25 protein-coding genes and 1 pseudogene are annotated in these 18,823 nt (G+C 70.2%); 11 read left to right on the forward strand and 15 right to left on the reverse strand.

The annotated features are described in order from the left end of the window. Window positions 1-10: 10 nt before the first annotated feature. The 3 genes from F1D61_RS12185 to F1D61_RS12195 all read right to left on the reverse strand — a co-directional run bounded on the left by F1D61_RS12185 (window position 11) and on the right by F1D61_RS12195 (window position 1,030). Complete coding sequence (locus tag F1D61_RS12185) at window positions 11-100, reverse strand: K(+)-transporting ATPase subunit F (RefSeq protein ID WP_099905332.1); 90 nt, start codon at window positions 98-100, stop codon at window positions 11-13. Window positions 101-335: 235 nt separating this feature from the next. Next, on the reverse strand, window positions 336-611 hold the full coding sequence (locus F1D61_RS12190) for a hypothetical protein (protein ID WP_203158175.1): 276 nt from the start codon (window positions 609-611) through the stop codon (window positions 336-338). 107 nt (window positions 612-718) lie between these two features. Then, window positions 719-1,030, reverse strand: a complete 312-nt coding sequence (locus F1D61_RS12195) for a polyhydroxyalkanoic acid system family protein (protein ID WP_203158177.1) — start codon at window positions 1,028-1,030, stop codon at window positions 719-721. Between the two features lie 303 nt (window positions 1,031-1,333). Between F1D61_RS12195 and F1D61_RS12200 the strand changes: the two genes are divergently transcribed. After that, window positions 1,334-1,510 (forward strand): hypothetical protein, encoded by a 177-nt coding sequence (locus tag F1D61_RS12200; protein ID WP_203159407.1) that lies wholly within the window; start codon window positions 1,334-1,336, stop codon window positions 1,508-1,510. Window positions 1,511-1,616: 106 nt separating this feature from the next. Here F1D61_RS12200 and F1D61_RS12205 read toward each other — a convergent pair whose 3' ends face one another. After that, window positions 1,617-2,885, reverse strand: coding sequence for an O-antigen ligase family protein (locus tag F1D61_RS12205; protein WP_203158178.1), 1,269 nt, complete (start codon window positions 2,883-2,885; stop codon window positions 1,617-1,619). A gap of 200 nt (window positions 2,886-3,085) precedes the next feature. Between F1D61_RS12205 and F1D61_RS12210 the strand changes: the two genes are divergently transcribed. Continuing rightward, complete coding sequence (locus F1D61_RS12210; RefSeq protein ID WP_203158180.1) at window positions 3,086-3,490, forward strand: hypothetical protein; 405 nt, start codon at window positions 3,086-3,088, stop codon at window positions 3,488-3,490. Between the two features lie 243 nt (window positions 3,491-3,733). On the opposite strand, the gene F1D61_RS12215 is transcribed toward F1D61_RS12210, so the two are convergent. The 5 genes and pseudogenes from F1D61_RS12215 to F1D61_RS12235 form a co-directional block, all read right to left on the reverse strand. Next, a complete protein-coding gene (locus F1D61_RS12215) occupies window positions 3,734-4,933 on the reverse strand; it encodes an ABC transporter permease (protein ID WP_203158181.1) in 1,200 nt (399 codons plus the stop codon). Beyond that, window positions 4,930-5,898, reverse strand: a complete 969-nt coding sequence (locus F1D61_RS12220; RefSeq protein ID WP_203159027.1) for an ABC transporter ATP-binding protein — start codon at window positions 5,896-5,898, stop codon at window positions 4,930-4,932. Before F1D61_RS12220 ends, F1D61_RS12215 begins: the two co-directional genes overlap by 4 nt. Before the next feature lie 62 nt (window positions 5,899-5,960). Then, window positions 5,961-6,386, reverse strand: coding sequence for a DUF2141 domain-containing protein (locus F1D61_RS12225; protein WP_203159028.1), 426 nt, complete (start codon window positions 6,384-6,386; stop codon window positions 5,961-5,963). A gap of 11 nt (window positions 6,387-6,397) precedes the next feature. Then, window positions 6,398-7,965 (reverse strand): annotated as a pseudogene (locus F1D61_RS12230) (phytoene desaturase family protein). Between the two features lie 182 nt (window positions 7,966-8,147). After that, window positions 8,148-9,242, reverse strand: a complete 1,095-nt coding sequence (locus F1D61_RS12235) for an ABC transporter ATP-binding protein (RefSeq protein WP_203158182.1) — start codon at window positions 9,240-9,242, stop codon at window positions 8,148-8,150. Between the two features lie 264 nt (window positions 9,243-9,506). Between F1D61_RS12235 and F1D61_RS12240 the strand changes: the two genes are divergently transcribed. Both F1D61_RS12240 and F1D61_RS12245 read left to right on the forward strand, forming a co-directional pair. Next, the gene (locus F1D61_RS12240) at window positions 9,507-9,674 is read left to right on the forward strand and encodes a hypothetical protein (protein ID WP_203158184.1); all 168 of its coding nucleotides are present in this window, start codon (window positions 9,507-9,509) and stop codon (window positions 9,672-9,674) included. Beyond that, the gene (locus F1D61_RS12245; RefSeq protein ID WP_203158186.1) at window positions 9,674-9,934 is read left to right on the forward strand and encodes a hypothetical protein; all 261 of its coding nucleotides are present in this window, start codon (window positions 9,674-9,676) and stop codon (window positions 9,932-9,934) included. The genes F1D61_RS12240 and F1D61_RS12245 overlap by 1 nt, the downstream gene beginning before the upstream one ends. Before the next feature lie 10 nt (window positions 9,935-9,944). On the opposite strand, the gene F1D61_RS12250 is transcribed toward F1D61_RS12245, so the two are convergent. Together F1D61_RS12250 and F1D61_RS12255 are read right to left on the reverse strand one after the other, a co-directional pair. Continuing rightward, window positions 9,945-10,319: a hypothetical protein gene (locus F1D61_RS12250; RefSeq protein ID WP_203158188.1), complete on the reverse strand. Its 375-nt coding sequence runs from the start codon at window positions 10,317-10,319 to the stop codon at window positions 9,945-9,947. Between the two features lie 144 nt (window positions 10,320-10,463). Continuing rightward, a complete protein-coding gene (locus F1D61_RS12255) occupies window positions 10,464-10,781 on the reverse strand; it encodes a hypothetical protein (RefSeq protein WP_203158190.1) in 318 nt (105 codons plus the stop codon). A gap of 148 nt (window positions 10,782-10,929) precedes the next feature. Between F1D61_RS12255 and F1D61_RS12260 the strand changes: the two genes are divergently transcribed. The 3 genes from F1D61_RS12260 to F1D61_RS12270 are packed head-to-tail and all read left to right on the forward strand — an operon-like array spanning window position 10,930 to window position 13,785. Beyond that, a complete protein-coding gene (locus F1D61_RS12260; RefSeq protein ID WP_203158192.1) occupies window positions 10,930-12,663 on the forward strand; it encodes an ArnT family glycosyltransferase in 1,734 nt (577 codons plus the stop codon). A 29-nt stretch (window positions 12,664-12,692) separates the two neighbouring features. Next, entirely contained in the window at window positions 12,693-13,454 is a 762-nt protein-coding gene (locus F1D61_RS12265; RefSeq protein ID WP_203158194.1) for a glycosyltransferase family 2 protein, read from the forward strand. Window positions 13,455-13,458: 4 nt separating this feature from the next. Next, entirely contained in the window at window positions 13,459-13,785 is a 327-nt protein-coding gene (locus F1D61_RS12270) for a lipid-A-disaccharide synthase N-terminal domain-containing protein (protein WP_203158195.1), read from the forward strand. Window positions 13,786-13,819: 34 nt separating this feature from the next. Here the strand turns inward: F1D61_RS12270 and F1D61_RS12275 are convergent, their stop codons facing one another. Beyond that, window positions 13,820-14,266, reverse strand: coding sequence for a PRC-barrel domain-containing protein (locus F1D61_RS12275; protein ID WP_203158197.1), 447 nt, complete (start codon window positions 14,264-14,266; stop codon window positions 13,820-13,822). Between the two features lie 200 nt (window positions 14,267-14,466). On the opposite strand from F1D61_RS12275, the gene F1D61_RS12280 reads away from it, so the two are divergent. The 4 genes from F1D61_RS12280 to F1D61_RS34120 all read left to right on the forward strand — a co-directional run bounded on the left by F1D61_RS12280 (window position 14,467) and on the right by F1D61_RS34120 (window position 16,921). Beyond that, a complete protein-coding gene (locus F1D61_RS12280; protein ID WP_093564910.1) occupies window positions 14,467-14,754 on the forward strand; it encodes a GlsB/YeaQ/YmgE family stress response membrane protein in 288 nt (95 codons plus the stop codon). Between the two features lie 203 nt (window positions 14,755-14,957). Further along, the gene (lipA, locus tag F1D61_RS12285; RefSeq protein WP_203158199.1) at window positions 14,958-15,920 is read left to right on the forward strand and encodes a lipoyl synthase; all 963 of its coding nucleotides are present in this window, start codon (window positions 14,958-14,960) and stop codon (window positions 15,918-15,920) included. 4 nt (window positions 15,921-15,924) lie between these two features. Further along, window positions 15,925-16,380 carry a type II toxin-antitoxin system RatA family toxin gene (locus tag F1D61_RS12290; protein ID WP_048462018.1) on the forward strand — a complete coding sequence of 152 codons (456 nt, stop codon included), beginning with the start codon at window positions 15,925-15,927 and terminating at the stop codon, window positions 16,378-16,380. Between the two features lie 385 nt (window positions 16,381-16,765). Then, on the forward strand, window positions 16,766-16,921 hold the full coding sequence (locus F1D61_RS34120; protein ID WP_246775838.1) for a hypothetical protein: 156 nt from the start codon (window positions 16,766-16,768) through the stop codon (window positions 16,919-16,921). 214 nt (window positions 16,922-17,135) lie between these two features. On the opposite strand, the gene F1D61_RS12300 is transcribed toward F1D61_RS34120, so the two are convergent. The 3 genes from F1D61_RS12300 to F1D61_RS12310 all read right to left on the reverse strand — a co-directional run bounded on the left by F1D61_RS12300 (window position 17,136) and on the right by F1D61_RS12310 (window position 18,383). Further along, window positions 17,136-17,453: a hypothetical protein gene (locus F1D61_RS12300; protein ID WP_203158200.1), complete on the reverse strand. Its 318-nt coding sequence runs from the start codon at window positions 17,451-17,453 to the stop codon at window positions 17,136-17,138. Between the two features lie 217 nt (window positions 17,454-17,670). Next, on the reverse strand, window positions 17,671-17,937 hold the full coding sequence (locus tag F1D61_RS12305; RefSeq protein ID WP_203158202.1) for a hypothetical protein: 267 nt from the start codon (window positions 17,935-17,937) through the stop codon (window positions 17,671-17,673). Window positions 17,938-17,939: 2 nt separating this feature from the next. Continuing rightward, entirely contained in the window at window positions 17,940-18,383 is a 444-nt protein-coding gene (locus F1D61_RS12310) for a hypothetical protein (RefSeq protein WP_203158203.1), read from the reverse strand. Between the last annotated feature and the right edge of the window lie 440 nt (window positions 18,384-18,823).

Here is an 18,823-nt window from a genome sequence, read left to right on the forward strand (position 1 = left end):
GCGTTGCTCCTCAGAACCGCTCGGGCCGCACGAGGGCGTAGGCGAGATAGGCGAGCAGCCCGAGGGTCATGAGGCCGCCGAGCCCGTAATCGAGGGTCATCGCGGGCCTCCTCACAGGCGTTCGCACAAGGAGACGTAGCCGAGCGACAGGGCGAAGAAGCCCAGGCCGGCCGCCAGCATCAGAAGATCGAACATGGGGTGTCCCCGTCGGGCGGCGCGGGGATGACCGGCGCCGCCGCATGAACCGGACCGTGAGCCACGGTCCCGATCCCGGAGATCCTCCCGATCGCGTCAGGATTCGAGAGGGCGGCGGGGGCCGCGATATCAAGGCGGCATCAAGACGGACGCCATCGGGGTTGCCGCGCGGTGCGGACCGCTTCCTGCAAGCCGGCACAGGCATGCTCCTCGCCGCCGGGGCCCTCGCGACAGACGGCGTGCAGCGCCCGGCCGTCGACCTGGAGCACGCAGGTGGTACCGTTGAGGAAGCCCCGGACGGAGAAGCCGCAGAACCGGCAGGCGGCGCGCACCTGCGCCAGGGCCGGCCCGCGGACGCGGCGGTCCCCTCCGGCAATCGCAGCGGGTGCGAGCGCACCGTGAACCTCATCCCCCATCGTAACACTCCCGGTGTACTCACCAGGGGTTCTTGCGACCGGGGGGAGGCGGAAAACCATGCGGCCGGGCGGGCCGCCTTATCAGGATTCCATCAAGGCCGGGGCATTCAGGCCGCCAAGAGCTCGCCGCCCTTCTCGGCGATGGCCTGGCGCACCTTGGCCGAGAACATCCCGAGCAGCAGCGGCAGCCGGACCTCGACGCGGGCGACCGCGTCCTCGACCGCGATGGTGCCGCTCACCGTCTGGCCCATGGCGCCGACGACGAAGGCGAGGGTGTCGCCGTCCCAGACCGGGTCCTGCATCGTGAGGCCGGCCTTCTGCACGAGCTCCCGACCCTGGCCGATGCGGGTGTCGATGCGCCGGCGCGCCTCGGCCCGGCCGAGCTGGTGGGGGATCTCGACGACCAGGGGCTTCGCCATCACCGTCTCCGCGGCCCGCCGTAACCCCCTCCGGGCCGGCTTCCGGGCACGACGCTCCGGCCGGGCCGGATCATCTCCGGTTGAAATCCCCCAAGCGACCGGGGAAGACAATCCGTGCCGAGCGCGGAGGGGCGGCCGGGAAGATCGAACATCGCGATCCGGGAGGCGACCGTTGCAACGATGCGTCACGCCCCGCGGCTTCCGACCGGTCGGATGGAAGAAAACCTTCGCAAGCCGGGACCTCTGGCTTAAGCGGAACCCCTTGGAACCGGGCGCGTCGCGCCCGACGAGCGGAGGCGGGTCTTGAGCGCGATCGAGAAGGGCATCCTCGGCGCCGTCGCCGTGTGCCTCGCGGCCACGGCCGCCCTGTGGTGGCTGGCGATGCCGGACGAGCCGGTGCGCGCCCTCCAGGACGGCCTCGGTGCCGCGGCGCTCGCCACCATCATCGCGGGCGCGGCGGTCCGGCGCTCGTCCGAGTGAGGGGCCGGTGACGCCCGCCGCCTCGCGCCTGGCCCGCCGGATCGTCGCCGGTCTCGTCGCGATCGCGGTTCTGTGGATCGCCTTCCACCTGCGCTGAAGGCGGTCTTCAGGCCGGCACGGCCAACGGCTGCCGGCGGACGACCCTCTGCCGTCCCAGCACCGCGCAGGCGCCGCCGAGGACGAACCACATGTACCAGGTCGGCACCAGGTAATAGAGCATGTTGTCGGAATAGGCCATCGACAGGTAGCCGGCCGTCATCGCCAGTATCATCCAGGCCCATCGCTGGCCGCGGAGGATCAGCCGCGCCGTCAGGACGACGACCCGCGCGTAGAGCCAGAGATAGGCGAGGAAGCCGATCACCCCGGTCTCGAACAGGAACTGCACGTAGACGCTGTGCGAATCGATGGTGTCGTTCTCGAGCGGCAGCGGGAAGAACTGCGCGACGTAGTGGCCGAAGCTCGACAGGCCCCAGCCGAAGAGCGGGCGCTCCCAGAACCAGGTCATGGCGCCCTGCCACAGCAGAATCCGGAAGGCGTAGGAGTTCAGCTTCTCGTAGGCGTCCGCGGTGTTGCCCTGCTGGAGGTCGGCGAGGCGCTCGGCGAATTCCGGCACGGCCAGCAGCGCCACCGGCAGGCCCAGGAAGTAGAGCAGGGTGCGCCGGTCGAAGAGAAGCCCGTGGGTCACGAGGATCAGTCCGGCCCCGGCCCAGGCGCTGCGGGTCTTGGTGAGCAGGATCAGCGCGAGCAGCACCGGCACGTAGAGCGCCAGCGCCCGGCGCAGCCGCGGGCTCAGGCCGAAATTCCGGCCCGCGAGCAGCGTCAGAACGACCGCCAGGATCGTCATCAGGTAGAAGGCGTAGATGTTGGGATGCGGGAAGCTGCTGAAGACCCGGATGCCGTCGTCGCCGAACACCGCCCAGCCGAGGGCGAGTTGCAGGCCGGCATAGAGCGTCGGCACGATCGAGCCGGCGACGATCAGGAGCAGGACGCGGCGCAGGTCGGCGAGGTCGCGGACGAAGTAGAAGGCCAGCAGGCAGAAGGCGGCATGGGTCGCCAGCAGCATCGTGAGCCGGATCGCGGCGCCGGGATCGGGCGCCACCTGCGACGAGACCAGGCAGACCAGGAGGAGCGGCCCCCACAGGACGAGGGTGGGGCCTCTGCTCACCCGCGGCCGGGTCGCCACGCAGGCGGCGGCCACCACCAGCACCGCGAGGTTCACCGCCGCGCCGACGCCCATATCCTCGATGCCGCCGGCCTTGGTCAGGTTGAACACCGGATCGAGGGCCGAGCGCGTCAGCAGCACCGCCTCGACGAAGCGCCGCGGCCCGGCGAACCAGGCGAAGAGGATCAACACGGCGCTGGCGGCGATCAGCATCGGCCTTCCCCTCGGGCTGCCTTCTGGCCGCCCTGCTTAGCCGCCCCGGCAGCGGAGCGGAGCGCCGCAAAAGGGAGAGGCCTCCTCCGCAAGGCGTAGGCCGAGGCGGGGGCGCGGCGGCTCCGGATGTCGCTGCGTCACAGGTCGCCGTCGGGCGGCGTTGCTGCTAAGCTGGCGCCCTCGAATCCGGACACCCGCCGATGCGCCTCCCCCTCGCCTCCCTGCTCCTCCTCGGCGCGCTCGCCGCCCCGGCACACGCCCAGACGACCGCGCCGGCCCCGAACCCGTTCGGCCCCGGCGCGGCGAAGCCGAATCTGGCACCGCCGCCGAACCCGCCCGCGATTCCCGCCAAGCCCGCGGCTCCGGCGGCCCAATCTCCGGCCTCCCAGGCTCCGGCCCCGCACGCCCCGGCCGCCGGCGCGATCTTCCCGACGGCCGTCGCGCCGAAATACGCCAAGGAACCGGCCGGCAGCGCCCGCCAGCACACCTGCCTCGACCAGTACAACGCCAACAAGGCGGCCGGCGGCGCCGGCAACGGCGGCATGAACTGGATCGAGAAGGGTGGCGGCTACTATTCCGAGTGCAACAAGCGGCTGAAGGGCTGACAAACCTGTTTGATCGATCGACCGAAATCATCCCACCCGCAACCTCATCCTGAGGTGTTAGCCGATCTTTGATCGGCTGACCTCGAAGGAGGGCTTCAGGGATCGCCATGGTCTCTGGCGCCATCCTTCGAGGCTCAGCGATCTTCGATCGCCCGCACCTCAGGATGAGGTCGCGAATGGGATCGCTCGCAAGACAAACAGGCCCTGAGTGACATCCGGGACGATCGCTGGCGCGATCGTCCCTCACCCCCGCGCCGGCCCGGGCGACGGCCGCACCGTCAGGGCCAAGGCCGTGCCCAAACCCGCCACGGCCAGCCCCGCCAGCACGGCCCAGGCCGGCCAGGCCGCGCCCGCGCCCTCGGACAGGGCCGCCTGGTAGGCCTCGATCGCCCAGGCATTGGGGGTGAGCCAGCCGAGGCTCTGGAGCCAGGGCGGCATCAGGAAGCGCGGCACCATGCTGCCGCCGACCGCCGAGAGCAGCAGCACCCCGAAGGTCGAGACGAGGTGGGCCTGCTGGCGGGTGCGCGCCGCCGCGCAGGCGGCGAGCCCCAGGCCCGCCGCCATGGCGGCGACCAGAACCCCGGTGACGAGCCAGGAGACGGCGTGCGGCCCGACCGAGACGCCGTAGAACAGGGCGGCCGCGCCGAAGATCAGCGCCCCCTGCACGGTGCCCTGGAGCACCAGGAACAGGAACTTGCCGAGCACGACCACCGGCAGGCCGCCGGGAGCGGCGGCGAGGCGGTCGGCGATGCCGGACTGGCGCTCCTCGACGAGGGAGAGGGCGCCCTGCATGGCGGCGAACAGCAGGAACACCGCGGCGATGGCGCCGGCATAATAGGCGACGCGGGCGTTCCCGCCCTGTCCCTCCGCGGTCGAGGTCCGGGCGATCAGGGCGGCGAAGGAGAAGGCCTCGCGCTTCTCGCGGCTCTCCGCGAAGGCCTTGTCGAGGAAGGCGCGCTCGTCCGGCCCGATCTTGCCGGTGCGCTCGACGTCGGCGACGACCCGCGACAGGACCACGTCGGGCAGGGCCTCGTTGAGCACCCGCTGCACCTGACCGAGCGCGATCGGGGTGGCCAGGGCGCGAGCCGGGCTCTCGACCACGAGGATCGGCGCATCCGTCTCGCCGCTCCCGGCCGCGAGGTCGCCGCGCAAGACGAGCGCGACGTCGATCTCGCCCCGGCGCACCGCCGCCACCGGATCGCCGTGCAGGAGCGTGGTGCGCAGGGCCGGATCGGCCTGGAGCGCCGTCACCAGGCGCTCGGTGGTGGCGGTGCGGGCCTGGTCGAGGAGCCCGACCTGGATGCGGATGCGCTCGCCGACCGCGCCGGAGAAGATCGCCGCGAAGACGCAGAAGATCACGGTGGGCAGCACGAAGGCCATGACCAGGGCGGCGCGGTCGCGCCACAGGGTGAGCAGCATCACCCGGAACGCCGCGACGATCATGCCGGTACTCCCGAGCGGGCCCGGACGGGCTCGGCCGGCGCCGCCTCCGTCACGGCGCGGTAGAGCCCGTCGAGGCCCGGCTCGCGCACCCGGATCTCCCGCACCGGCACGCCCTGGCGGCGCAAGGCCGCCAGCAGCGCGGCGCCGTCGTACCCGCCCGCGACACTGCTCCCCGCCCGCCAGGTCAGGGGCGACGCGAGATGGAAGCCGGCCTGGCGCAGGGCGGCGGCCGCCTCCGGAGCGGCGGCCTCCGACAGGGCCACCTCGTGCTCGGGCGGGCCGGCCCGCATGCCGGCGAGCAGGTCGGCGAGGCGCCCGTCGAGGCGAAGCGCGCCGTCCTGGAGCACCAGGATCCGGTCGGCCAGGCGCTCGGCCTCGGCGAAGTCGTGGGTGGCGATCAGCACCGCCGCCCCGGCCCGGGGCAGGCGCTCGAGCACGGCGTGGATCGCCGCCCGGGCCGCCTGGTCGACGCCCTGCGTCGGCTCGTCGAGGAGGACGAGGGTCGGCTCGGCGAGCAAGGCCGCCGCGATGTTGGCCCTTCGCTGGTAGCCGCCGGAGAGCACGCCGACCAGGCGGTCCGCCACCTCCTCGAGCCCCGTGCGGGCCAGCGCCCGCAGCACGGCCGGCGCCCGCGCCGCCCGGGGCAGGCCCATGAGGCGGGAAAACACCTCCAGGTTCTCCCGCACGGTGAGGCGCGGGTAGAGGGCGATCTCCTGCGGCACCCAGGCGATGGCGCGCCGCACTCCCGCCTCGCGCCCCGGATCGCCGCCCAGGACCCGCACGCTGCCGCGGCTCGGGAGGAGGCGGCCGGCGAGGAGCCGCATCAGCGAGCTCTTGCCCGCCCCGTTGGGGCCGAGCAAAGCCACGGTCTCGCCCCGCGCCAGGGCGAGGTCGACGGAATCGAGGACCCGGTGGGTCCGGTACGAGAAGGCGAGGTCGCGGGTCTCCGCCGCGGGATCGGGCATCATGCCGTCACCACAGCAAGGCTTTGCGGCATTCCGAGGGAGTGCCGCCGCCGTGCCTGGCGTCACCGCGCCGGCAGGGCGCGGGTGAGCCGCACCCGCAAAGCGGTGCCCGGCTCGGGCAGCCGGAACGCGGCGGCGGCGAAATCCGGGCGGCCGCGGCGGCCGGCGCCGTTCGAGAAGCCGTAGGGCTCGGTCGGCAGCCCCAGGCCCGTGCGGCCGAGGCGCCCGTCGCCGTCGAGATCCTGGAACGCCGCCACCGCGTAGGTGCCGGGCGGCACCTCGGTAAAGCCGAAGCGCAGGCTTTGGGCCGCGGCCGGCCCGCTCTGGCCGATGCGGCAGGATTCCTCCGCGAGCGACCCGGTGCAGAGCGCGACGAAGACCCGGCCCGCCCCCGGCTCGACCCCGTCGACCTCGACTGAGAGGTCCGCGGCAAAGGCCGGCGCGGCCACGAAAGCCGGCGCGGCCAGCACGACGAAGGCGGCGGCCAGGAGCGCGCGCCTCACGAGGCCTCCCCGAGGCTCGGGGCGGCGAGCGGCATCCCGCGGGCGGGGACCGGTTGCAGGGCCAGATCCTCGGCCATCAGCCGCGCGGTGATGCGGGCGCCCTCGTAGATCACCGGCAGGCCGGAGCCCGGATGGGTGCCGCCGCCGACGAGGTAGAGCCCGGGCCCGAAGCGGTTATGGGGCCGGAAGTAGAGCATCTGCCCGAGATCGTGCGACAGGTTGAAGGTCGCGCCCTCGTATACGTCGAACTCGTCGCGCCACTGGGTCGGGTCGACCACGCGCTCGTAGCGGATGCGCGATTCGATGTCGGTGATCCCGAGCTTCTCCAGGCGCTTGAGCACCAGCGCCCGGTAGGACGGGCCGACACTCGCCCAGTCGATCCCGGAGCGCAGGTTCGGCACCGGCACCAGCACGTAGAGGCTGGTATGGCCCGGGGGGCCATGCCGCCGTCGGTGTAGCCGGCATGCTGGACGTAGACCGAGGGCTGCATCGGCAGCACCCCGTCGGAGACCTCGCGGATGTTGCGGGCGTAATCCTCCGACAACAGGATGGTGTGGTGGCCGAGGCTCTCCGGCATCGGGCCCTCGATGCCGAGATAGAGCATGTAGGTCGAGCAGGAGAGGCGGGCCTTCGCCACCTTGGCGTCGCGCCAGCGCGGCCGGCGAGCCTCCGGCACCAGTTCGGGCACGACCTTGGCGAAGTCGCCGTTGATGACGACCGCGTCGGCACCGATGCGCTCGCCCCCGGCCTCGACCCCGACCGCGCGCTTGCCCTCGAACAGCACCCGGTCGACGGAGGTGCCGAGCTTGATCTCGACGCCGAGGCGGCGGGCGAGGTTGGCCATCGCCTCGGAGACCGCGCCGCAGCCGCCCACCGGGTGGTAGACCCCGTGCTCGTATTCGAGGAAGCTCAGGATGGTGAACAGGCTCGGGCACCGGAACGGCGACATCCCGAGATATTTGGTCTGGAACGAGAAGGCGAGGCGGACCCGCGGGTCCTTGAAGTAGCGCTTCAGGTCGCGGTCGACGGTGGCGTGCGGGCGCAACAGCGGCAGGGCCGCCAGCATCGCCGGGGAGGCGAAGCTGCGGATCGAATCGCAGGCCTGCTGCAAGACCGGAATGAAGGCCGCGAGCTTGTGGCGGTTGTCGTTCAGGAAGCGGCGGACGTTCTTGGCGTCGTCGGGCGCGATCCGGGCGATCTCGGCCTCGAGCCGTTCGACGTCGGGCGTCGCCTTGATCTCGCCGCCGCCCTCGAAGACGAGGTGGTATTGCGGATCGAGCCGCTCGAGGGTGAGGTGGTCCTCCAGCCGCTCGCCGCAGGATTCGAAGATGTCGGCCAGGATGCGCGGGTAGAGGAAGAAGGTCGGCCCGATGTCGAACTTGTAGCCGCCCGGCGCCGTGACCGTGCGGGTGCGCCCGCCGACGCTCTCCTCCTTCTCGATCACCGTCACCTGCACGCCGTCGCGGGCGAGCATCAGTGCCACCGCGAGGCCGCCCGGCCCCGCACCGACCACGATCGCCCGCCGCCCCGACAGGGTGCGGTACCCATCCCGCGGCTGCAACAACGCTCCACCTCCTGCCAGACGCCCGACACGTCGTCCCGTTCCCACGGCCTAGTTGTGGTGCGCGGCGGTGAGCCGGCAATGGCTGCGCATTGTCGCGGCAGGGACGGAACGGATTTTTCCCGACGGTGTTGCAGGCCGTCACGCGGCCGCGACGGTCCGGCGGCGGCGCCTCGAACCGGCGCTCACGCCGCCTCGTCGTCGGGCAGGACCAGGACCGCCTCCGGCACCAGCGACACCCCGACGGCGTCGCCCGGCCCGTAGGGCCCGGACCCGGGCAGGCGGGCCCGCAGCGGGAGCGAGAGGCCCGGCACCCCGAGATGCAGCACGCTCGCCGCCCCCAGGAAGGTGCGGCGCACGACCTGGGCCGGCGTACCCTCGCCGGGGCCTTCGACCCGCAGGGCCTCGGGCCGCAGGCAGACCCGGACGGAAGCCCCGTCCGGCAGGTGCGGGGCCGGGACGAATCCCAGCGGCGTGGCGGCCCCGCCCGCCGCGATGCGGGCCGGGATCTCGGCGGCGTCGGCGAGGAAGCGGGCGGCGAACAGGCTCTCGGGGCGGCGATACAGGGCTTCGCCGGTGGCGACCTGGACGATGCGGCCGCGGCGCATGAGCGCGATGCGGCTCGCCACCGCGAGCGCCTCCTCGGGGTCGTGCGTGACCATCAAGGCGGTGGTGCCGGTGCGGCGCAGGAGCGCCACCGTGTCCTCCCGCACCCGGTCGCGCATGCGCCGGTCGAGGTTGGAGAACGGCTCGTCGAGGAGCAGGAGCCGCGGCCCCGGCGCCAGCGCCCGCACCAGCGCCACGCGCTGCTGCTCGCCCCCCGACAGGGTCTGGGGATAGGAGTCGGCATGGCCCGCGAGGCCGACCTGCTCCAGCAGTTCGTCGGCGGCCTCGCGGGCGGCGGGCGGCTGGCCCTTCAGGCCGAAGCGGATGTTCTCGCGGACAGTCAGATGCGGGAACAGGGCGTAGTCCTGGAACATCAGGCCCACCCCGCGCTCCTCCGGCGGCACCCGCGCGCCCGCGCCGGCGACGAGGCGCCCGTCGAGCCGCACCGTGCCGGAATCCGGTGTCTCGAGCCCGGCCACCACCCGCAGCAGGGTGCTCTTGCCGCAGCCCGAATCGCCGAGCAGCGCCATCACCTCGCCCGGCCGCACGGTGAGCGAGACCCCCGCGAGGGCCTGCACCCGGCCGAAGCGGCAGGCCAGGTCCTCCACCGCCAGGGCGGGCGCCAAGGTGGACGCCAAGACGGGGGCCGGGCGGGACGGGGCCGGTTCGGTCATGCGGCGTTTCCTGGTGGGGCGCTCGAAGCGGGCGGGGCGTCGCGCTCATACACGGGCCGGCAGGGAGGGGCGAGGGCGAGGGCGAGGGCGAGGGCGAGGGCAAGGGTGAGGGGCAAGGGCAAGGGGTAAGGGCGCGGCGTGGATCGATCCGGCACGGGGGGCGCCGCGTCAGGGTCAACCGGGCGTTAAGCCGATTCATCGAATCCTGCGCATCGCCGCGACCCCGTTGGAGATCGCGGCGATGTCGCGAAGGGTATCGGGCGTATGCGTAACCTGTCGGGCGAGAGGAGCGGTCTCGAGGGCGGCACCGTGGTGGCGTTCCGGCGCAAGGAGCGGGCGGCGCCGGCGGGCCACGGGTTGAGCCACGACCTGGACCACGATTTCGCCCCGAGCCCCGGGTCGCCGCCGCGCGGCGCGACCAGCGCAGCCTGATGGACACGGTCTACGAGGCCGGCACCCTGCCGGTGGCGGCGGGCGACCGCGAGACCAAGCTGCTGGCTTCGCGCCTGCTCGTCTACGGCTTCCTCACCATCGACGAGGTCGGCGAGGACGGCGCCACCCGCTCCTTGCGGCCCTCCGAGGCGATCCGCGCCGGCCGCGAGCGCCCCTGGCGCCTGTCGCGGGCCTCGCGCGGGGTGAGCCTGTCGGTGCCGATTCCAGCCCGGGACGGGTTCCTGTTCGAGATGGCGTGAGGGCGAAGGTTCAGCCGCCCGCGCTCTTCGAGCCGAAATAGAAGCCGATGGCCGATCCGACCAATCCGACGACCGGCGTGAAGATCAGCGCGACGGTCCCGCTCAGAAGGGCGAACGCTTCCTTGGCCTCGCCGCAGGTCTTGCCCGCGTAGCAGGTCAGCGCGAGATAGGATCCGGTCGCGAGGACGCAGACGACCGCGAGGCCCAGCATGGCAAGGAGGACATAGGCGATCCTGACACGTGCCTTCTCCTGGTCGCGGCCGGGATCGTAGTTGCCCTGGACAGACGTCGCGACGCCGATGGTGGGCGGCCCCTCCGTCGGAGCATCGTCGCCAATCGTCTTGAGGACGATGGAGCCTGCCTCGCGCCCAGCCGCTTCAGACATCGTCGGAATCCGTCTGGGAGGAGGGATGCTGGAAGAGGATAGCGGCACAGCCGCTGCGAGGACTCGGTGTCTCTCACAAAACGTCCGTTCGCCGACGTCGCTCGCACGGCCGCATCGGCGCAGCGGGAGTCCTGCGAGGCGCGCCTACTTGCTGAAAATCACCCGAGAATAGGTCTTGTCTGGCTTCTCGATCAGAAGCTTGTCGTTGATTCCGACATGATCCGAGATCAGCTTGTCCGTCGCGATAGCCTGCTGCAAAGCAGTGTTCGCGTCGACACCGCGACGGCGCGCCAATTCCTTGAGCGCATCAAAGGCTGATTTCGACAGCTCAGCCTGCACTGTGACGGTTGCCTCGGAATCGGATTTCGGCCGATCGGACACAGCGTTACCCCGCGGGATCGGCGAGAAGACTACCACGCCGCTGCGGCCGAAGCCAGAACCCGGCTTCGTGCGGCACAGCATCGGAAGGCGCGGGCAGGCTCCGCACGATGCCGTGCATGGACTCGCCGCCCCACCCACGAAAATTGACTTTCCCAACCGGATCACCGACACGGGCGCCCGCCGCGACCGGCGCCGTTCGCGTCGGGTTGTCCGGTTCGGAGCTGTGCATTTGACGAGCCTTGCCGCCGGGCGCCGCCCCGGCCGCGCCGCCTCCGTGGGTCGTCTCGCGGAGCGCCTCCTCGATCTCGGGGCGCGCAGCCACGGGGCGGCCTGCGCGCTGCTCGTCCTCCTGTCGCTGGTCTGCTTCCTGCCGGGCTTCGCCTCGCTCCAGCCGATGGACCGGGACGAGCCGCGCTTCGCCCAGGCCTCGAAGCAGATGCTCGAATCGGGCGAGTTCGTCGATATCCGCTTCCAGGGCGAGGCCCGGCACAAGAAGCCGGTCGGCATCTACTGGGCCCAGAGCGCGGTCGTCGCCGCCGGCGAGGCGCTGGGCGTGCCGGGCGCCCGCACGGCGATCTGGCTCTACCGCATCCCCTCGCTGATCGGTGCGCTCGCCACGGTGCTCCTCAGCTACTGGGCCGCGCTCGCCTTCCTGCCGCGGCGCGGGGCCTTCCTCGCCGCCGCCCTGGTGGGAGCCAGCGTGATGCTGTCGGCCGAGGCCCGGCTCGCCAAGACCGATGCGCTGCTGACGGCTTGCGCCGTCGCCGCCATGGGGGCGCTGGCCCGGGCCTGGCTGACCCGCGCCACGCAGATCCGGCTGCCGCAAGTCCCGCTACCCGTGCCGACGGTGCTGACCTTCTGGCTCGCGGTGGCGCTCGGCATCCTGATCAAGGGGCCGATGGTGCCGATGTTCGCCGGCCTCGCGGCGCTCTGCCTCTCGGTCTTCGCGCGCTCCGGCGCCTGGCTCACGCGCCTGCGGCCGGGCCTCGGCCTGATCCTGGTGCTGGTCCTGGTGGCGCCGTGGTTCGTCGCCATCACGCTGAAGAGCGGCGGCGCCTTCTACGGCGAGGCGGTCGGCCACGACATGCTGGGCAAGGTCGGCACCGCGCAGACCCAGCACTGGGCGCCGCCCGGCACCTACCTGCTGGTCATCTTCGCCACGTTCTGGCCGGCCGCCGCCGTCGCGGCGATGGCGCTGCCCTTCGCCTGGACCAACCGCCGCGAGGACGGGGTCGCCTTCCTGATCGCCTGGGTGCTGCCGTCCTGGCTGGTCTTCGAGGCGGTGCCGACCAAGCTGCCGCATTACGTGCTGCCGCTCTGCTCGGCCCTCGCGATCCTCGCCGTCATGGCGGTCGCCCGCGGCGCGGTCCACCGCGACCGGCCGGGGGCGCGGTGGGTGGCGCTCCTGGTGCCGTTCATCCCCGCCGGCCTGACCCTCGGCCTCTGCATCGCCGCCTGGCGCCTCGACGGAGTGATCCCGTGGGCGGGGCTGCCGCTCCTTCTCGCCGCGAGCGCGGTGGCGGTCCTCGCCTGGCGCGCCTTCGTCGACGGGTTCCCGGAGCGCGCGCTGGCGGTCGCGGTGCTCGCCGGCGCGCTGCTGGGGCCGGCGGTGTTCGGGCTCACCCAGCCGGCGCTGGCCGCCCTCAAGGTCTCGCCGCGGCTCGCCGCCATCCGCGACGCGCTGCCCTGCCCGAATCCGAAGGTCGGCACCCTCGGCTACCGCGAGCCGAGCCTCGTGTTCCTGATCGGCACCGACCTCGCGATGCTCGATTCCGCCGAGGAGGCCGCCGCGTTCCTCGGCCAGGGCGGCTGCCGCCTGGTCTATGTCGAGGACCGCTTCGCCAAGGCCTTCGCGGCGGCGCAAGCCGCCGGCGCCGCGCCCCGGCCCGTCGGCCGGGTGACGGGCTTCAACATCAATGGCGGCAAGCCGGTCGGCCTGTCGGCCTATGCGGTGACACCGTGATCCAGACCTTGTCAGAAAGCCCCCACGCCATGCCCGATCGGGAGGCGATCCGCCTCAGCGTCGTGGTGCCGGTGAAGAACGAGGCCGGCAACATCGCCCCCCTCGTCGCCGAGATCGCGGCGGCCTGCGCCCCTTTACGCCCGTTCGAGATCATCTACGTCGACGACGGCTCGACCGACGCCACGCCGACGGCGCTCGCCGCGTTGCGCGCGCACCATCCGGAACTGCGGGTGCTGCGCCACCGCGAGAGCTGCGGCCAGAGCGCGGCGGTGCGCACCGGGGTGCTGGCGGCGCGCGGCGACCTGGTGGCGACCCTCGACGGCGACGGCCAGAACGACCCGGCCTTCATCCCGGGCCTCGCCGCGACGCTGGATGCGGCGGGGCCGGGCGCCGGGCTCGCGCAAGGCCAGCGGGTCGGCCGCAAGGACGGGCGGCGGAAGATGATCCAGTCGCGCATCGCCAACGGGGTGCGCGGCCGCATCCTCAAGGACGCGACCCGGGATACCGGCTGCGGCCTCAAGGTCTTCCGCCGTGAGGTCTACCTGCGTCTGCCGTATTTCGACGCGCTGCACCGCTTCATGCCGGCCCTCGTCGCCCGCGAGGGGTTTGCCGTGGTCCATGGCGACGTGGTCGACCGGCCGCGCTTCACCGGGCGCTCGAATTACGGCCTGTTCGACCGGCTCTGGGTTGGCATCCTCGACCTCGCCGGGGTGTGGTGGCTGATCCGCCGCCGGCGCCGGGTGCCGCAGGTCGTGCAGGGCGGGCAAGTCGTGCCGGGCAAGACGGAGTAGCCCGATGGTCGCCGACATCATGCACGGGCTCAGCGCCTATTTCTGGTCGCTGTTCACCGGCCCCGTCGATCTCGTGCTGCTGATCGGCCTGGTGGGGCAGGGGCTGTTCACCGCCCGCTTCCTGGTCCAGTGGATCGCCAGCGAGCGGGCCGGGCGCAGCGTGATCCCGCTCTCGTTCTGGTTCCTGTCGCTCGGCGGCTCGGCGGTGCTGCTCGGCTACGCGCTCTACCGGCGCGATCCGGTCTTCATCCTCGGCCAGAGCCTCGGCACGGTGATCTACCTGCGCAACCTCGCCCTGGTGTTCCGCGAGCGGCGCGGCACGGGCGCCTGAGGGGCGCCCCGGGCGGGCCCGGGGCGCGGGCTCGTCAGCCCTTCTTCTTGTAGTCGAAGGCCGGGGCCTTGTTCAGCTCGTCCTTGGTGGCGTTCACGCTCGCCTTCCATCCGTCGCCGTCCCGGGTCAGCACGACGTTGTCGGGGCTGACCGCGACGTAGCGCTCGCCGATGCCGAGGAAGCCGCCGACGCCGAGGATCACCGCCTGCACGGTCTTGCCGTCGACGATCACGAGGTCGGCGATGTCGCCGATCGACTCGTTCTGGGCATTGGTGACCTTGGTGCCGAGGATGCGCGAGGTCACCGCGGCGGTCGGCTGCAGGGTGATGAACTGCACCGTGGCGGTCTTGACCTGCTGGGTCGTCATGCCGCCGGTCGTCGCCTCCGGCTGCGTCGCGGTCTGGGCCGAAGCCGATCCGACAGAGGCGGGCCCGAAGGCGAGCAGGAGGGCAGCCGTCGCAAGGGCGGTCTTCAGCGTCATGGAAACGAACTCTCTTCGAACTGCAAAAGGCCCGCGCCCGTGGGGCGGCGCGGGACCTGCGCAGAACGACCCTGCGCCGGCAGGGTTCCGCATCGTCAGGTTTTACCGTGATCGCCGCGGGCGGCCCGGTGCAACACGGCCACGCCGCCCCCATCTAGGAGGGCGTTCGGCCGCGCGAGGCGGCGAGACAGGGGAACAGCATGGACGGTCACGTGTACGGAGCGCTCGGGCAGCCGGGCGTCGGCTTCCTGATGGCCATCGTCATCGGGGCGCTGGCGGGCTGGCTGGCCGAGCGCTTCATGAATTCGAACATGGGCCTTCTCGGCAACATCGTGCTCGGCATCATCGGCGGCGTGGTCGGCAACTTCCTGGCGGCGCAGTTCCACATCCCGATCTTCGGGTTCTGGCGCAACCTGTTCTCCGCCACCATCGGGGCGGTCATCATCATCGCGGTGGTGCGGGCGGTCCGGGGCGAGCGGCGCTACTGACCGGCATCGACCGGAGCGGCTTGCGCCGAGGCACGCCCGAACCGGCGTCCTCACCATCCGCACAGGGATGAATGCATGGCGCGCCGCGCGGCGGCGCGTCACGCCCCATTTGCCCCGGCGGCCCGGACATCTTAAGTCACGCATGCGCCGCGAGGGGTTCGCGGGCGCACTCCGTCCCAAAACCCCTTGCCGTCCCGGATCCCATGGCCGTCGTCCTCGATCTCCTGCGCAACGACCAGCGCCCCCGCCACCCGGAGAAGGCGCACCGGCCCGACCAGCCGATCCTGCGCAAGCCGGACTGGATCCGCGTCAAGGCGCCGGGCTCGCCGAAATGGGCCGAGACCCAGGCCATCGTGCGCGAGAACAAGCTCGTGACGGTGTGCGAGGAAGCCGGCTGCCCCAATATCGGCGAGTGCTGGGAGAAGAAGCACGCCACCTTCATGATCATGGGGGATACCTGCACCCGGGCCTGCGCGTTCTGCAACGTGCGCACGGGCATGCCGGACGCCCTCGATGCCGCCGAGCCCGAGCGGGTGGCGGAGGCCGTGGCCAAGCTCGGCCTGCACCACGTCGTCATCACCTCGGTCGACCGCGACGACCTGAAGGACGGGGGTGCTGCCCATTTCGCGGCCGTCATCGGGGCGATCCGGCGCCTGAGCCCCGCCACCACGATCGAGATCCTGACCCCCGACTTCCTGCGCAAGGACGGCGCGCTCGAAGTCGTGGTGGCCGCACGCCCCGACGTGTTCAACCACAATCTCGAGACCGTGCCGTCGAAATACCTGACGGTGCGCCCTGGCGCCCGCTACTTCCACTCGATCCGGCTGCTGCAGCGGGTCAAGGAACTCGATCCGACCATCTTCACCAAGTCGGGGATCATGGTGGGGCTGGGCGAGGAGCGCAACGAGGTGCTCCAGCTGATGGACGACCTGCGCTCGGCCGAGGTCGACTTCCTGACCGTCGGCCAATACCTGCAGCCGACGAAGAAGCACCACCCGGTCCTGTCCTTCGTGACGCCGGACGCATTCAAGGCCTACGAGACCACGGCCTACGCCAAGGGCTTCCTGCTCGTCTCGGCGACGCCGCTCACCCGTTCCTCCCACCATGCCGGCGAGGATTTCGCCCGGCTCAAGCAGGCCCGGCTCGACCGGCTGGGGACCGTCTGACCCGATGCCGAGCTTCCGCACCACCCGCACCGTCCGCCACAGCCCGACGGAGATGTTCGACCTCGTCGCCGATGTCGAGCGCTACCCCGAATTCCTGCCGCTCTGCGAGTCCCTGCGGGTGCTGCGCCGGCAGGAGGGCGAGGACGGCACCGAGACCCTCGTGGCCGACATGGGCGTCGGCTATAAGGCGATCTCCGAGCACTTCACCACCCGGGTCCGCCTCGACCGCCCGAACCTGAAGATCCTGGCCGAGTATATCGACGGCCCGTTCCGGCACCTGGAGAACCGCTGGACCTTCCGCGAGGCGCCGAACGGCGGCTGCACGGTCGAGTTCTTCATCACCTACGAGTTCAAGAGCCTGGCGCTGGGACTCCTCATGGGCAAGATGTTCGACCGGGCGTTCCGGAAGTTCACGGATGCGTTCGAGAGCCGGGCGGACCGGTTGTACGCAAGGGCGTGAGGCTTGGAGCCAGATCGGCCGGGCCTGATCTGACTGCCAAAGCACGCTGCATTGTAGGGAGGCCGGCGCACCTGAGTTGTGACCGCACACCAGCTATCGTCGGACTGGCCTGCTTGCACTGCTTTGGAGCACCGATGACGGCAAGGCCATCACCCTGCGCCAAGGACAAGCCCCGCCGCTTTGCCTGCGTACCGACGACACAGGCGCCCGGGGCGGCCCCGCGCCGGGCGGACACAATCCTGGTCATGCCGCACGGCACGCCATGGCCGAAGCGGCGCTTTCATGAGGTGTGGTCCGAGACGGCCACCGCCGCCGGCATCACCACGCTGCACTTCCACGACCTGCGCGGCACGGCAGTGACGATGCTGGCAGAGCCGGCTGCACCGTGCCGGAGATCGCGACGATCACCAGGCACTCGCTGGCCCACGCGCAGCGCAGTCTGGACCGGTACCTGGCGCGCACGCGGACGTTGGCGGAGTCGGCGATCGCGAAGCTGGATGAGCACCGGCGGAACCAGCTGGGACGGGCGCCGCTCATCTAGGATCGAATTCGTGAGCCTAACCAGGTGACGGGCCGCTCCCGACCCATTGCAGATTACCGCTTCACGCCAGGCTTGCCGCTCGCCACAACCTGGCCTTTCGTGCTCGGTGCAGCTGCGATAACTTTCGGCGTCTCCTTCTTCGGCTTCTTAGCTTCACGGTTTCCACGAGGTCGATCGCTACTCATCTGGGCTTCCCCGATCATTCTTTGACAATTTACGAGTCTCGCACCTCAGGCCCGATCGGGCCCGACAGACGCGCGAAGTCGGACAGCACGGCGGCGACCATGCTGTGCAAGCGTGGATCGTCGCAGGTGAGCGCAGCGGCGAACCGCTCCAGCAGGTACCGCGCCTTGTCAGCCGCCTCGGGCCAGGTTGCAGCCTCTGCCGCGAACAGGTTGGCTTCCAGATCGTGCTGACGTGCAACAAGGCCGGTATGCTGCGCTTTTACGGCAGCCCGCCTGCGGCGGTTCTTCGTCGCCTTCTGAGCGGCCATCCCGCGCCGTCCGTCGAGCTCAATCGGGCGGTCAGTCATGTCAACACCCTTCCGTTTCTGCATAGGCGCATAATAATTTTTCTTGTACGACGATAATATTTCCCCGTTGGCGCACACCTGATTTCAAAAAAAATCACAATCACCTTGAGCGCGCCGCGTGCAGCGCCTGATCGATGAATGAGGAATATTTGATCAGCAACCCCTAAAAATTATGGTTCAGGCTCCGGGGATGTCTTTTTCCCACGGCGTATGGGGCTCACGGCTCGGCGGGGGTTATAGTTGCTGGCACGGGCAGCACATAGGTCTGATTTCCGGTGACGCGCGTGCCAATACCCCCGACCAATGACTCGATGTGTGCCGTGGACGCGCGGATCTGGGCAGCCGCACCTTGGAGCGCCTCGATATCCAGATGTCCAGGCTCATCGGCACTCCACCATCGGCCATTGTCGATGCCTTGAAGCAAGCGGCCAAGCCGCCTGTGATCCCGCGTAAGCTGCTCGATGACGTCTTTGCCGCGGTTCATAGTCATCCCTCTGAATGGTACGAGAATGAAATACGATCCCAAAGAAAAAGCGTTCGATCATAGGAGCTTTTCCCTATCAGATATGACCGCTCATAATTACGTTGATTTCCCTGCAAGCGTGCCTTCTTCATACGGCCGGCGACTCGATCGATACGTCGCTCTTCATGTGCGATCTTCGACACGTTCTTGCGGATGCGATCACAGAACGCGTTCCTATTGTGGCCTATATTTGGAGACATCTCACCGCCCAGTCGTTCTGATATCCGCCCGTGCAGGTCGGCCCAGGCATTCAGGCGCCTCAAGAGCTTGACGTGATCGCGATCTTCGAGGGCCTGTTCGATGCCCCAGCCGAGGAACCGCAGCCTCAGGCCGGCGATCGCCATATGCAGCGTCGAGATAGCGTGGGTTCGCGGGGAATTTCGCCGAGAAGGAAGGTCGGTGGGCATTACGCCCTCCGTTTTGTCCTAGCCCATCGCCAGGATACAAATCTGGATGTGGTATCTAGCCGGTAGATAGCAACATGCGCTAAAAAATAAATATCTCAATGCAGCACTATTCAATTGTGCGAGATCGCTGTTTTTATTTTCAAAATTCGCAAATTCCTATGATTCCGCAAAATAAATGGACAAAATTCAGTCGGTCTCTCTGGGAAAAAATACGTATTCGTGTTTGACACAAGGCGGCAAAAGGCGCAGCACAGCTCACTCCTCTGGGGTGAGCTCATGCAACGCGAGTGGAAGACGTGGCCTCAGATCGTGGTCTTGATCATGAAGCGGGTCCGGCAGCAGCCCGGCAGTCCGTACGCTCGAAACAGAATATACAGCGCGGCACTATATGGATAGATGAGCGACACAGGTCGCTTTCCTGCTCCGTGCGTGATGTACAT

The organism is Methylobacterium aquaticum, from assembly GCF_016804325.1.
Taxonomy (GTDB): domain Bacteria; phylum Pseudomonadota; class Alphaproteobacteria; order Rhizobiales; family Beijerinckiaceae; genus Methylobacterium; species Methylobacterium aquaticum_C.